Origin of the sequence: Nonomuraea sp. NPDC049607 (assembly GCF_040675375.1) — a bacterium.
In the GTDB taxonomy this organism is placed as follows: domain Bacteria; phylum Actinomycetota; class Actinomycetes; order Streptosporangiales; family Streptosporangiaceae; genus Nonomuraea.
This window is the reverse complement of record NZ_JBFAOV010000044.1, coordinates 36,927-48,919: the sequence shown is the minus strand read 5'-3', so window position 1 is coordinate 48,919 and position 11,993 is coordinate 36,927. Positions and strand designations below refer to the sequence as shown.

Annotated in this window: 13 protein-coding genes; 5 read left to right on the top strand and 8 right to left on the bottom strand. The window is 72.3% G+C overall.

Annotation, left to right across the window (positions count from 1 at the left end):
- The first annotated feature begins 918 nt into the window (after positions 1-918).
- From AB0J97_RS45465 to hypF, 5 genes are read left to right on the top strand one after another with little or no spacing between them, the layout of a single operon-like run.
- Positions 919-1,308 carry a helix-turn-helix transcriptional regulator gene (locus AB0J97_RS45465; protein WP_364101822.1) on the top strand — a complete coding sequence of 130 codons (390 nt, stop codon included), beginning with the start codon at positions 919-921 and terminating at the stop codon, positions 1,306-1,308.
- Entirely contained in the window at positions 1,305-1,901 is a 597-nt protein-coding gene (locus AB0J97_RS45460) for an SIS domain-containing protein (RefSeq protein ID WP_364101819.1), read from the top strand. Before AB0J97_RS45465 ends, AB0J97_RS45460 begins: the two co-directional genes overlap by 4 nt.
- Entirely contained in the window at positions 1,898-2,122 is a 225-nt protein-coding gene (locus AB0J97_RS45455; RefSeq protein WP_357707643.1) for a HypC/HybG/HupF family hydrogenase formation chaperone, read from the top strand. The genes AB0J97_RS45460 and AB0J97_RS45455 overlap by 4 nt, the downstream gene beginning before the upstream one ends.
- The gene (locus tag AB0J97_RS45450) at positions 2,119-2,781 is read left to right on the top strand and encodes an SIS domain-containing protein (protein WP_364101816.1); all 663 of its coding nucleotides are present in this window, start codon (positions 2,119-2,121) and stop codon (positions 2,779-2,781) included. Before AB0J97_RS45455 ends, AB0J97_RS45450 begins: the two co-directional genes overlap by 4 nt.
- The gene (hypF, locus tag AB0J97_RS45445) at positions 2,771-5,047 is read left to right on the top strand and encodes a carbamoyltransferase HypF (protein WP_364101813.1); all 2,277 of its coding nucleotides are present in this window, start codon (positions 2,771-2,773) and stop codon (positions 5,045-5,047) included. The genes AB0J97_RS45450 and hypF overlap by 11 nt, the downstream gene beginning before the upstream one ends.
- 42 nt (positions 5,048-5,089) lie before the next feature.
- On the opposite strand, the gene hypE is transcribed toward hypF, so the two are convergent.
- The 8 genes from hypE to AB0J97_RS45405 form a co-directional block, all read right to left on the bottom strand.
- Positions 5,090-6,229 (bottom strand): hydrogenase expression/formation protein HypE, encoded by a 1,140-nt coding sequence (gene hypE / locus AB0J97_RS45440; protein ID WP_364101810.1) that lies wholly within the window; start codon positions 6,227-6,229, stop codon positions 5,090-5,092.
- Positions 6,226-7,353, bottom strand: coding sequence for a hydrogenase formation protein HypD (gene hypD / locus AB0J97_RS45435; RefSeq protein ID WP_357707647.1), 1,128 nt, complete (start codon positions 7,351-7,353; stop codon positions 6,226-6,228). Before hypD ends, hypE begins: the two co-directional genes overlap by 4 nt.
- An 11-nt stretch (positions 7,354-7,364) precedes the next feature.
- Positions 7,365-7,634, bottom strand: coding sequence for a HypC/HybG/HupF family hydrogenase formation chaperone (locus AB0J97_RS45430; RefSeq protein WP_364101806.1), 270 nt, complete (start codon positions 7,632-7,634; stop codon positions 7,365-7,367).
- 140 nt (positions 7,635-7,774) lie between these two features.
- Positions 7,775-7,984, bottom strand: a complete 210-nt coding sequence (locus AB0J97_RS45425) for a hypothetical protein (RefSeq protein ID WP_357707651.1) — start codon at positions 7,982-7,984, stop codon at positions 7,775-7,777.
- Between the two features lie 10 nt (positions 7,985-7,994).
- Complete coding sequence (locus AB0J97_RS45420) at positions 7,995-8,588, bottom strand: DUF5947 family protein (protein ID WP_357707652.1); 594 nt, start codon at positions 8,586-8,588, stop codon at positions 7,995-7,997.
- Positions 8,585-9,121, bottom strand: coding sequence for a NifU family protein (locus AB0J97_RS45415; RefSeq protein ID WP_357707653.1), 537 nt, complete (start codon positions 9,119-9,121; stop codon positions 8,585-8,587). Before AB0J97_RS45415 ends, AB0J97_RS45420 begins: the two co-directional genes overlap by 4 nt.
- Positions 9,114-10,910: a nickel-dependent hydrogenase large subunit gene (locus AB0J97_RS45410; protein ID WP_357707654.1), complete on the bottom strand. Its 1,797-nt coding sequence runs from the start codon at positions 10,908-10,910 to the stop codon at positions 9,114-9,116. The genes AB0J97_RS45415 and AB0J97_RS45410 overlap by 8 nt, the downstream gene beginning before the upstream one ends.
- Before the next feature lie 33 nt (positions 10,911-10,943).
- Positions 10,944-11,984, bottom strand: coding sequence for a hydrogenase expression protein HypE (locus AB0J97_RS45405; protein ID WP_364101801.1), 1,041 nt, complete (start codon positions 11,982-11,984; stop codon positions 10,944-10,946).
- Between the last annotated feature and the right edge of the window lie 9 nt (positions 11,985-11,993).

The following is an 11,993-nucleotide window of genomic DNA, read 5'->3' as shown; positions in this document are numbered from 1 at the left end:
CACGCGGGCAGCAGGAAGTATGGGCCGCTCGTCAGGGTTCGGCCTGGCGAGGGGCGGCTCTCGGCTGAGGCCACGCCATTCCTATTATTTTGTCCGAAAGTCAGTCAAGGGATGAAATTTAAACCAACGATGGAAGCCTGGTTTCGGGCATCGAAAAAACCCGTCACCTGCGGGGCCGCCGGCGGCCGGTAGGGCGCTCCCGCTGGGCGGATGATCTCCGTCGCCCCGCGCATGCTGGGGTTTTGCCACTCTGCGTGATGATCTTGTCCCTCTATGGAATGCCCGTAATCAGGGTTTCGGTCATCCGATCGACAGGGGTGTCTGTCCCTATTGACGGATTGAGTCGAGACCGATTCGGTATAAGGGTCAGATCTGCGGCGATCCGGCTGACAGTCGGCCTTGCGCCCTCCTGACAGCTGCCGTCCCGCGTCCGGACGACGACGGAGGCCGTGAGGGTGGGGCGCCCCCCATTCCGGCGGCGCTCATCGTTCTGACGGATTCGACGAAACACGGCCGATCACTTATTCGCCGGCCCGAGTGCGAGGACGGCGAACAGGCGCAGTCCTGCGGCGGGACGTCACGAAAGCCCTGGTGGGACGGGTGGTCCGGGGCGTCGGGTCATCCATTCCGACTGAAGGAATGGCCCGGGCGACGGTGTCGGACGGCAAATCCGACTTACCGTGATCATCCGTTCCGCAGCACGAACTACGTGAACTACTCGTGTTACTTCGCGGCCGACGTCTCCCTGACAGCGGCGCCGAGACCGCCGGCTCGGCGCGGTGCCGACCGCCGGAGACCTAACCCTTGGCTTGGCTTCTGTCAGAAGTTGGCAAGGACGGCGTGCGGAGCTACGGAATCGCCCCCCGTGCACGTTCTACTACCCCTTGGAGTGTGCGTTCCGCCGGCGGGGGAGATCGTATGGAAGGCGGCGAGAGGCGAGGATTGTTGTCCCCGCTCCTGCTTCTCCTGGTCTGGCAGCGGCCCGGCCACGGCTACGACCTGATCGACCGGCTGGGGGAGCTGGGCGTGGCGGGGGCGGAGCCCGGCCACGTCTACCGGCTGCTGCGCGCCCTCGAACGCGACCGGTGCCTGGTCTCCTCGTGGACCGCCTCGCGTACGGGACCGCCGCGCAGGAGGTACGAGATCACCGCTTCGGGCCTGAGCGAGCTGAAGGCCGCCATGATCCGGCTGCGGGACCTGGAGGACGTCCTCCGCGCCTGCGCGGCCCTGTGGGACGAGGGGCACCGGCCGCCGTCCCATGACGCCGCCCCATGGCAGGGAGAGGCGTGGCAAGGAGAGGTGAGATGACGCTTGTGTCGACAGCCTTCGAGCGCCGGGTCGCGCCAGGACGGGCGCTCGCCGAGGAGGCCGCCCCGATCGCCCTGGCGTGCCGGGCCATGGCCCTGCGGTTCGCGCGGGGCGGCCGGCTGCTGGTCTTCGGCGACGGCGGCGCCTCGGCGGACGCCCAGCACGTGGCCGTGGAGTTCGTCCATCCGGTCATCGTCGGCAAGAGGGCCCTGCCCGCCCTCTCCCTGAGCCACGACGCCGCCCGGCTGACCGCCGTCGCCGCGCGCAGGGGGTTCGAGGAGATCTACGCCGAGCAGGTGCGCCTGCTGGCCGCCGAGGACGACATGGCGCTCGGGTTCTCCTGGGACGGCGGCTGCGCGGACGTGCTGCGCGGGCTGGAGGCGGCTCGCGGGCTCGGACTGCTGACCGTCGCACTCGTGGGCGGGGACGGCGGCGGGGACGGCGGCGCGATCGGCCGCAGCCCGGCCGTGGACCACGTGCTCGCCGCCCGGTCCGGCGACCCGTGCGTGGTGCGGGAGATCCACATGACGGTCTACCACCTGCTGTGGGAGCTGGTGCACGTCTTCCTCGACCAGCCGGAGGAGGCCCGATGACCGAGAAGCCGATGGAGCCGGCGGAGCCGGTGTGTCTGACCTGTTCCGACCTCGCCGTGCCCATGCGCGTCGTCGAGCTGCTCGGCGACGGGATGGCGATCGCGCGGGCGGACGCCGGCGGTCCCCAGGAGATCAGCGTGGCCCTGGTCGAGGCCGGGCCGGGCGACGTCGTCCTGGTGCACGCCGGGGAGGCCATCGCGGTGGGAGGAGAATGCGGATGAGCACGACAGAAGGCACCGGCGTCGAGGCCCTCTACCCCTTCCTGTACGTCCGGCCCACCGACCCGGACGCCCTCCTGTCGGAGGTGCGCCGCTCCTGCGCGGACAAGGCGTACGAGATCGTCGCCCTGCGGGAGACCGTCGCCGGGCTGCACGGCGAGGAGCTGGCGCGCTGCGCGGCGCGGACGGCGGCGGCCTTCGAATCCGGCGGCAGGCTGTTCGCCGTCGGCAACGGCGGCAGCGCCACGGACGCGCAGGCGCTCGCCCAGCTCTTCGCCCACCCACCGCGCGGCCGGGCGCTCGCGGCGACCTGCCTGGCCGTGGACGCCGCCGTCGTCACCGCCCTGTCCAACGACGTCGGCTACGACCTGGCCTTCGCCCGCCAGGTCGCCGCCTTCGCCGGGCCCGGCGACGTCGTGGTGGGCCTGTCGACCAGCGGCGGCTCGGCGAACGTGCTGCACGCCCTGGCCGAGGCGCGCCGCCGCGGCGCGCTGACCGTCGGCCTGGCCGGCGGCGACGGCGGACGGATGGCCGCGGACGGCCTGGTCGATCACCTGTTCGTCGTGCCGTCGCCGTCGGTGCACCGGATCCAGGAGGCCCAGGTGACCCTCTACCACGTCCTGTGGGAGCTGGTGCAGCGGGCGCTGACCGGTGACGGCTGAGGGGCCCGGCCGCATCCGGGTCCGGGTCGAGGGGCTGGTCCAGGGCGTCGGCTTCCGGCCCTTCGTCAGCGGTCTGGCCGGACGGCACGAGCTGGCCGGGTTCGTGGGCAACGATCCGCGCGGCGTGTTCATCGAGGCCCAGGGCGAGCCGTCGGCGCTGCGGGCCTTCGTCGCCGAGCTGGAACGGCGGGCGCCGCCCGCGGCGCTGGTCGAGAGCGTCACCGTGGCGGACGCCGAGCCCGTCGCGGAGTCGGGCTTCCGGATCGTGCCCAGCCGCGGCGAGGGCGCCCGCCAGGTGTGCGTGCCGCCGGACACGGCCCCGTGCGACGCCTGCGCAGCGGAGATCGCCGACCCGGCCGCGCGCCGCCACGGCTACGCCTTCACCAACTGCACGGACTGCGGACCCCGGTTCACCATCGTCACCGACCTGCCCTACGACCGGCCCAACACCACGATGGCCCCGTTCGCGATGTGCGCCCACTGCTCGCGGGAGTACCGCGACCCCGGCGACCGGCGCTTCCACGCGCAGCCGGTGTGCTGCCCCGCCTGCGGGCCGTCGCTGCGGCTGCTGGACGCCGACGGCCGGCCCCGACCGGGCGACCCGGTCGGGACGGCCGCGCTCTGGCTGGCGCAGGGCAGGATCCTGGCAGTCAAGGGCGTCGGCGGATACCACCTGGCGGCCCTGGCCGGGGACGAGGAGGCGGTCGGCACGCTGCGGGCCCGCAAGCGCAGGGAGGGCAAGCCGTTCGCGGTGCTGGCCGCCGACCTGGCCGCGGCGCGCGAGCTGGTCCTGCTCGGCCCGGCCGCCGAGGGCGTCCTGAGCGGTCCGCGGCGGCCCGTCGTCCTGCTGCCGCGCCGGGACGGGGCGCCGGTCGCCGAGGCGGTCGCGCCGGGCAACCGCGAGCTGGGGGTGATGTTGCCCGCGACGCCGCTGCACCACCTCCTGGCCGTACGGCTCGGCCGTCCCATGGTCCTGACCAGCGGGAACCGGTCGGACGAGCCGATCGCGCACCGGGACGACGACGCCCTGGAACGGCTGTCCGGAATCGCCGACGGCTTCCTCGTCCACGACCGGCGCATCCACGTCCGGGCCGACGACTCGGTGGTGCGCCTGTTCCGCGGCCGGGAGCTGCCTGTACGCCGCTCGCGCGGGTACGTGCCCGCCCCCGTACCGCTGCGACGGCCGCCGTCCCGGCACGTGCTGGCCTGCGGCGGCGAGCTGAAGAACACCTTCTGCCTGGTCAAGGGCCGCCACGCGGTCCTGTCGCAGCACATCGGCGACCTGGAGGGCTACGAGACGCTGCGCTCGTACGCGGAGGGGATCGACCGGCTGAGCCGGCTGTTCGGCGTCCGGCCCCGGCTCGTCGCCCACGACCTGCACCCGGAGTACCTGTCCACCAAGTACGCGCTCGGCCTCGACGACGTCGAACTCGTCGGCGTGCAGCACCATCACGCCCACATCGCCTCCTGCCTGGCCGACAACGGCGAGGAGGGCCCGGTGATCGGCGTCGCCCTGGACGGCCTGGGCCTGGGCTCCGACGGCACCCTGTGGGGCGGCGAGCTGCTGGTCGCCGACCTGCGGGGGTTCGAGCGGGCGGGACACCTGGAGGCGCTGCCGATGCCCGGCGGGGCGGCGGCCGTACGGCAGCCGTGGCGCATGGGCGTGTCCTACCTCGACGCGATCTACGGCGACGAGCCCCCGGACCTGCCCTTCGTCCGGCGGCACCGGGACCGGTGGGCGGCGGTGGCGGCGCTGGCCCGCACCGGGACGAACGCGCCCGTCACGTCGAGCGCGGGCCGGCTGTTCGACGCCGTGGCGGCGATCGCCGGGCTGCGCGACCGGGTGCTCTTCGAGGGGCAGGCCGCGATCGAACTGGAGCAGCTCGCCGAGCCGGGCGAGCGGGCCGCCTACCCGGCGGCGCTGTCCACCGGGCCGGAGCTGGTCGTGTCCGGGACCGACCTGGTCCGCGGCGCGGTCGAGGACCTGCTGGCGGGCGTGCCGACGCCGCTGGTGGCCGCGCGCTTCCACAACGGCCTGGCCCGGGCCCTGCTGCGGGCGGTGCAGGCGCTGCGCGAGCGGACGGGGCTGCGGGACGTGGCGCTGTCCGGCGGCGTCTTCCAGAACGTCGTCCTGCTGGAGCGGATGGAGACGGGCCTGCGGGAGGCGGGCCTGCGGGTGCTGCTGCACTCACGGGTGCCGCCCAACGACGGCGGCCTCAGCCTGGGCCAGGCCGCCGTCGCCGCCGCCCTCGACCCCGCCGGATGAGCCCCGCCGCACCGGACGGGCCGCATCGCAACAATCGGGACCTCAGCAGATGCGCGGCAGCGGGTCGCCGACGAGCATGTCGACGATCCGGGTGCCGCCGAACGCCGTGTCGAGCAGCACGAGCCCAGGGGCCTCGGCCCGCACCCGGCCGACGACGGCGGCCTCCGCGCCGAGAGGATGGCCGCGCAGCGCCTCCAGCGCCCTCCCGGCCTGCTCGCCGTCGACCACGGCGACGAACCGCCCCTCGCAGGCGACGTACAGGGGGTCGATGCCGAGCAGCTCGCAGGCGCCGTTCACCACCGACCGGACCGGCACCGCCGACTCCTCCAGCACGATGCCGAGCCGCGCGGCGCGGGCGAGCTCGTTGAGCACCGTCGCCACCCCTCCGCGCGTGGCGTCCCGCAGCACCCGCACCCCGGGGACGGCGTCGAGCAGCGCGGCGACGACGCCGTTGAGCGGCGCGGTGTCGGAGGCCAGGTCGGCCTCGATGTCCAGCTCCCCACGGGAGATCATGATGGTGACGCCGTGCTCGCCGATCGGCCCCGACACGATGACGGCGTCGCCCGGCCTGATCGCCGACGGCGTCAGCTCCGTCTCCCGCTCCAGGACGCCCACGCCGGCGGTGGTGACGTAGCAGCCGTCCGCCTTGCCGCGTTCCACGACCTTGGTGTCCCCGGTGACCACGTGGACGCCGGCCCGGGCCGCCGCGGCGGCCATCGAGCCGGCGATCCGCCGCAGGTCGGCGACCGGGAAGCCCTCCTCCAGGATGAACCCGGCCGACAGGTACAGCGGCCGCGCCCCGCAGACGGCCAGGTCGTTGACCGTGCCGTTGACGGCCAGGTCGCCGATGTCGCCGCCGGGGAAGAACAGCGGGAAGACCACGAAGGAGTCGGTGCTGAAGGCCAGCCGCCCGCCGCCGACCTCCAGCACGGCGCCGTCGCCGAGCGGTTCCAGGATCGGGTTGCGGAACGCGTCCACGAACACGGCCTCGACCAGCGTGTGCGAGGCGCTCCCGCCGGCGCCGTGGGCCAGCGTGATGCGCTCCTCCCGGACCCGGGCCCGGCGTCCCCGGGCACGCTCGATGCGCAGCAGCACCTCTTCCTCGCGGGTCGCCGTGCCGGCGGGCCCGCCCGCCTCGCGGACGGCTCGTTCGGCCCATCCGGCGGTGCGCTCGGTCGTCATGCCGTCGTCGCCTCCTTGGCCCGCGAGCGGGTGAACCGGCCGAAGTTGTAGTACGCGGCGCAGGCGCCCTCGGAGGACACCATGCAGGTGCCGATCGGCGTCTCCGGCGTGCACGCGGTGCCGAACACCTTGCACTCCCACGGCTTGAGCACGCCCTTGAGCACCTCGCCGCACTGGCACGCCTTCGGGTCGGCCACCCGTACGCCCGGCACCTGGAAGATGCGTTCGGCGTCGTGGGCCGCGTAGGCGTCGCGCAGGCGCAGCGCGGAGTGGGAGATGAAGCCGAGGCCGCGCCACTCGAAGTACGGGCGCAGCTCCATCACCTTCCCGATCGCCTCCAGCGCCCGGCCGTTGCCCTCCCAGGGCACCACCCGCGTGTACTGGTTCTCCACCTCGGCCCGCCCCTCGGCGAGCTGCCGCAGCAGCATGTGGATCGACTGCAGCACGTCCAGCGGCTCGAACCCGCAGCAGACGAGCGGCTTGCCGTGCTCCTCGGCGATGAACGCGTACGGCCGGCAGCCGATCACGGTGGAGACGTGGCCCGGCCCGATGAAGCCGTCGAGCCGCAGGTCCGGCGAGTCCAGGATCGCCTTGATCGCCGGAATGATCATGACGTGGTTGCAGAAGACGGAGAAGTTGGCGAGCCCTTCGGCCGCGGCCCGCAGCACGGTCATCGCCGTGGACGGCGCGGTGGTCTCGAAGCCGATCGCCATGAAGACGACCCGGCGGCCGGGGTTCTGGCGGGCGATCCGCAGCGCGTCGAGCGGGGAGTACACCATGCGGATGTCCGCGCCGGCGGCCTTGGCGTCCAGGAAGGAGCCCTCGCCGCCGGGCACCCGCATCATGTCGCCGAACGAGGTCATGATCACGTCCGGTTCGCGGGCGATGGCGATCGCGTCGTCGACGCGTCCCATGGGGATCACGCAGACGGGACAGCCGGGCCCGTGGACGAGGTTCACGTTCGGCGGCAGGTGGTCCTCGACGCCGTGCTTGTAGATCGTGTGGGTGTGCCCGCCGCACACCTCCATGAAGGTGTAGCGGCGGCCGGGCTCGCACAGCTCCGCGATCCGCGCGGCCAGGGCCCGTGCCGTCCGGGCGTCGCGGTACTCGTCGACGAAGCGCATGCCGGCGCCTTTCACGTGATGTCGGATTCGGCGAGCGCCTGGAGCTCGTCGGCGTAGGCGGGGCCGAGGCCGTTCAGCAGCGCCAGCGTCGCCGCGGCCTCGCTCTCGTCGATCCTGGACATCGCGAAGCCCACGTGCACCAGGACCCAGTCACCGGGCCGGACCGGGCCGTCCAGCAGGCCGACGCTGATCGCGCGGCGTACGCCGGCGACCTCGACGGTGGCCAGGTCGGCCCGGTCCGGCAGCAGCTCGACGATCTCTCCGGGGATGCCAAGACACATCGTTCCGGGATCACATCTGCTTGATCTTGATGTAGCGCCTCAGCGCCGGGAGTTCCTTCCAGAACATCCCCAGGAGCACCGCCCCGGCCAGCCCGGCCAGCAGCGTCGTACGTGGTCGCCGCATGTCTGTTTCCTCTTTCTCAGCCTGGCGGGAGGTTGGGCATGACGGGCAGGATCGGGTCGTGCTTCTTGGGGCTGATCCCCGTCGAGCGCCGGGCGTCGGCCGTGCCGTCCCGGTGGTGTCCCGCCTGCTGCTCGTACGCGCCGGGCCGGTTGCCCTGCTCGACGCCCTTGACGTGCGCCGTCGCGTCGGGTGCGACGTCGGGCTTGCCCACCTTGATGTGTGCCATGGTGCGGGTCCTACCCCCGGCGATGCCCTGCGTCGTCGAGCTGGGCGAAATACTGCGCGATCTTTGCCCATACCTGATCGCCGCCTGACATACCGGTCCATTCACCTCGTACCAGGGCCATCAGCCGGTAGCAGTCGTCGATCGGGACCAGCCAGCACTCACCGGCCCCCCGTACGCCGTTGACGAGCAGCGCCTCGACCATCGGCCGCATGGTGCCCAGCTCCGCGGCGCGGGCGGCGACCGCCTGCCAGGCCGCGGCGTCCAGGTCATTGCGGGTGCCGCCCAGCGGGCTCGGGTAGTGCGCGGTGGCCGAGCCGTCGGGCGCGGTCACGAAGAACGCCAGGCTGACCGGGATGCCGAGGTCGGCCGGCCGCACCCCGGTCAGCCGCAGCCGCCGTTCGGGCACCCGCAGGAAGTGGCCGTCGCCGTCCGGCTCGAACAGCAGCGCGCACGCCCGGCACGCGCACAGCACCTCCGCCGAACGCGTGTCCACGACGTGCCCGTGCCCGCCCTGGACCGGCGCCTCGCACAGCTCGCAGCGCGCGCCCGCGTCCCGGCGGCGCGCGGTCCGCCTGAGCAGCCGGCCGTGCGCGGACGTGCTCACGCGGCGCCGCCGGGCCGGACCAGCAGCGCGTCGGCCGGGACGAAGGCGACCGGCGCGGCGCGGCTCACCTCGACCGTCCCCACCTCCGGCGCGACGGCGCGCACCGCCTGCTCGACGGCCCGCCGTACGGGCTCAGACCCGGACGAGCAGCCGCCCGTCAGCCGCACCCGCGCGACGTCGTCCGTCACGTCGGCGAGCCGCGCCTCCACTCCCTGGGCGCGCAGGGCGCCGGCCAGGCCGTCGAGCGCGCGCTCGACCCGCCGCCGGAGCGGCTCGGGATGGATGTCGTGCAGGACCAGCAGGTGGCCGAGCAGCTCGTCGTCGGCCAGGGCGGCGGCGACCGCGGACCCGGCCGGGGCCCGGTCCATGACCCGGGCCAGGGCCTCGCCGTAGACCTCGGCGAGGATCGCGACGGCGTCGAGCGCCGTCTCCGCCGTCGGGCCGGGCGTGCCCTCCAGCCGCCCCAGGGTCTCCTCCAGCCGCTCCAGCAGGCGGGCCACCGCCTGGTCGTCCAGGCGGTCCGGCTCAGCCATGGCTCGCGCCGAACATCGGCGAGTGCAGCTTCTTCACCGTGCGTCCCTTGCCGACGTACATGTGCACGCCGCAGGGCAGGCAGGGGTCGAAGCTGCGCACCGCGCGCATGATGTCGACGCCCTTGAAGTCGTCCGGGCCGTTCTCCTCGAAGATCGGCATGTCCTGGACGGCGTCCTCGTACGGGCCGGGCGTGCCGAAGCTGTCGCGCGGGCTGCCGTTCCAGGGCGTGGGCGGGTACGGGTGGTAGTTGGCGATCTTCCCGTCCCGGATGACCATGTGGTGGGAGAGCACGCCGCGCACCGCCTCGTGGAACCCGACGCCGATGCCCTCCTCCGGCACGGCGAAGTCGGTGAACACCTTGGTGTCCCCGGCGCGCATGCGTTCCATGGCCTGCTCGACGAAGTACACCGCCATGGCCGCGGCGTAGGCCACGAAGTACACCCGGGCCCGGTTGCGCTCCAGGGCGTTGGACCAGGGCGGGATGCGCCACTCCAGGGTCGTCTCCGGCAGGTCGCGGCCCTTCGGCAGCGAGATCTGCACCGACGAGCCCGTCGCCTTCACGTACGGGGTGTCCACGATGCCCGACAGGGCGGTGACGTACAGCCGGGCGAAGGCGCCGCCGCCGGTGTCGAGCGCCAGGTGGTCGCCGGTGCGCCGGTCGAACCACCGGGGGCTCATGACCCAGCTGTAGTTGCCGTCGAAGTCGCGTTTCTGCGGCGCGGGCAGGGTCGTCTGGTTCCACGGGTGCCGCATGTCGACCGGGTTGCCGAGCGGGTCGTGGGTGACGAACGGCTCCTCGCCGGTCCAGTCCTCGTAGTACGAGCTGCCGAGCAGGATGCGGATGCCGAGGTTGATGTCGACGAGGTTGTTGGTGACCAGCTCGCCGTCCACCACGATGCCCGGGGTGACGAACATGGCCTTGCCCCAGTCGTTCATGGTCTCGTAGCGGTAGTCGACCACGGCCGGGTCCTGGAAGGCGCCCCAGCAGCCGAGCAGGATCCGGCGGCGGCCGACCTCCTCGTAGCCGGGCAGCGCCTCGTAGAAGAAGTCGAACACGTCGTTGTTCAGAGCGACGGCCTTCTTGACGAAGTCCACCACGCCGAGCAGCCGCGAGAGGTAGTCGGTGAACAACGTCGGCTCCGGCATCGTGCCGACCCCGCCCGGATAGACCGTCGACGGGTGCACGTGCCGCCCCTCCATCAGGCAGAACATCTCCCGCGTGACGCGGCTGACCCGCAGCGCCTCCTTGTAGATGTCGCCCTCGAACGGGTTGAACGCCTCCATGATGTCGGCGATCGTGCGCTTGCCGTGGATCGCCGCCCCGGGCGCCTCGGTGGTCCTGGCCCGTGCCAGCAGCGTCGGGTTGGTCTCCTTGACCATCGCCTCGCAGAAGTCCACGAAGACGAGGTTGTCCTGGAAGATCGTGTGGTCGAACATGTACTCGGCCGCCTCGCCGAGGTTGACGATCCATTCGGCCATCGGCGGCGTCTTGATGCCGTACGCCATGTTCTGGGCGTACACCGAGCAGGTGGTGTGGTTGTCACCGCAGATGCCGCAGATCCGGCTGGTGATGAAGCCCGCGTCCCTGGGGTCCTTGCCCTTCATGAACACCGAGTAGCCGCGGAACAGCGACGAGGTGCTGTGGCACTCGGCGACCCGCCGGTTGGCGAAGTCGATCTTCGTGTAGATGCCCAGGTTGCCGATGATGCGTGTGATGGGATCCCACGACATCTCGACGAGCTCCCCCGGTGGTCGCCGGTCGGGCGCTTCCTGCTCGGAGATGGCCATGTGCTGATGTGTCCTCTCTGGCGTCGTGGGCCCTTACGGGCGCCACCGCGGATCGAAGCCGCTGGTCAGCGCGTCACGGTTGTGCCGCCAGCGCGGCTCGGCGTTCGCGGTGTTGTTGGTGATGCCGCGCATGCGGCGGATGAAGGCCCCGTAGGGCTTGATCAGCATCGACGACAGGCTGCTGCCCGGCGGCATGTCCATGAACGGCATGAACTTGTCGGGGAAGCCCGGCATTGTGCAGCCGATGCAGATCCCGCCGACGTTCGGGCAGCCGCCCACGCCGTTCATCCAGCCGCGCTTGGGCACGTTGCAGTTGACGACCGGGCCCCAGCAGCCGACCTTCACCTGGCACTTGGGCGAGTTGTAGTCCTTGGCGAAGTCGGCCTGCTCGTAGTACGCGGCCCGGTCGCAGCCCTCGTGCACGGTCCTGCCGAACAGCCACTGGGGACGCAGCAGCGCGTCCAGCGGCGGCGGCGGCGCCGAACCGGCCGCGTGCTGCAGGACCCAGATGAGGGTCTCCATGAAGTTCTCCGGCTGCACCGGGCAGCCCGGCACGTTGACGATGGGCAGCCCGCCGGCCGACCGGAAGTCCCAGCCCAGGTAGTCGGCCAGGCCCATGGCGCCGGTCGGGTTGCCCGCCATGGCATGGATGCCGCCGTAGGTGGCGCAGGTCCCGATCGCGACGACCGCCCAGGCGTTGGGCGCGAGCAGGTCGATCCAGGTGTTGAGGGTCATCGGCTCGCCCGTGTCCGGGTCGTTGCCGAACGACGTCCAGTAGCCCTCTCCGTTGATCCTCTCGTTGGGGACGGATCCCTCCAGCACGAAGATGAACGGCTCCAGCTCGCCGCGCGCCGCGGCCCGGAACGGGGCCAGGAAGTCCTCCCCGCCCACGGTGGGCGACAGGACCTTGTTGTGCAGATGCACCTTCGGCAGCCCCGGCACGAGTCCGGTGACGACGTCCTCGATGGCGGGCTGGGACGCGGCCGTCACGGAGACGGTGTCGCCGTCGCAGCTCATGCCCTCGGAGATCCACAAGATGTGCATCTCGTCGAATCCGTTGGTCTGGTCGGCCATGTCGCCTCT

Bases quoted from the DNA above. Each gene is read 5' to 3' on its own strand.
- AB0J97_RS45465 (WP_364101822.1), top strand. From the start codon at position 919: ATGGAAGGCGGCGAGAGGCGAGGATTGTTGTCCCCGCTCCTGCTTCTC.
- AB0J97_RS45460 (WP_364101819.1), top strand. From the start codon at position 1,305: ATGACGCTTGTGTCGACAGCCTTCGAGCGCCGGGTCGCGCCAGGACGG.
- AB0J97_RS45455 (WP_357707643.1), top strand. From the start codon at position 1,898: ATGACCGAGAAGCCGATGGAGCCGGCGGAGCCGGTGTGTCTGACCTGT.
- AB0J97_RS45450 (WP_364101816.1), top strand. From the start codon at position 2,119: ATGAGCACGACAGAAGGCACCGGCGTCGAGGCCCTCTACCCCTTCCTG.
- hypE (WP_364101810.1), bottom strand. From the start codon at position 6,229: ATGACGACCGAGCGCACCGCCGGATGGGCCGAACGAGCCGTCCGCGAG.
- hypD (WP_357707647.1), bottom strand. From the start codon at position 7,353: ATGCGCTTCGTCGACGAGTACCGCGACGCCCGGACGGCACGGGCCCTG.
- AB0J97_RS45430 (WP_364101806.1), bottom strand. From the start codon at position 7,634: ATGTGTCTTGGCATCCCCGGAGAGATCGTCGAGCTGCTGCCGGACCGG.
- AB0J97_RS45425 (WP_357707651.1), bottom strand. From the start codon at position 7,984: ATGGCACACATCAAGGTGGGCAAGCCCGACGTCGCACCCGACGCGACG.
- AB0J97_RS45415 (WP_357707653.1), bottom strand. From the start codon at position 9,121: ATGGCTGAGCCGGACCGCCTGGACGACCAGGCGGTGGCCCGCCTGCTG.
- AB0J97_RS45410 (WP_357707654.1), bottom strand. From the start codon at position 10,910: ATGGCCATCTCCGAGCAGGAAGCGCCCGACCGGCGACCACCGGGGGAG.
- AB0J97_RS45405 (WP_364101801.1), bottom strand. From the start codon at position 11,984: ATGGCCGACCAGACCAACGGATTCGACGAGATGCACATCTTGTGGATC.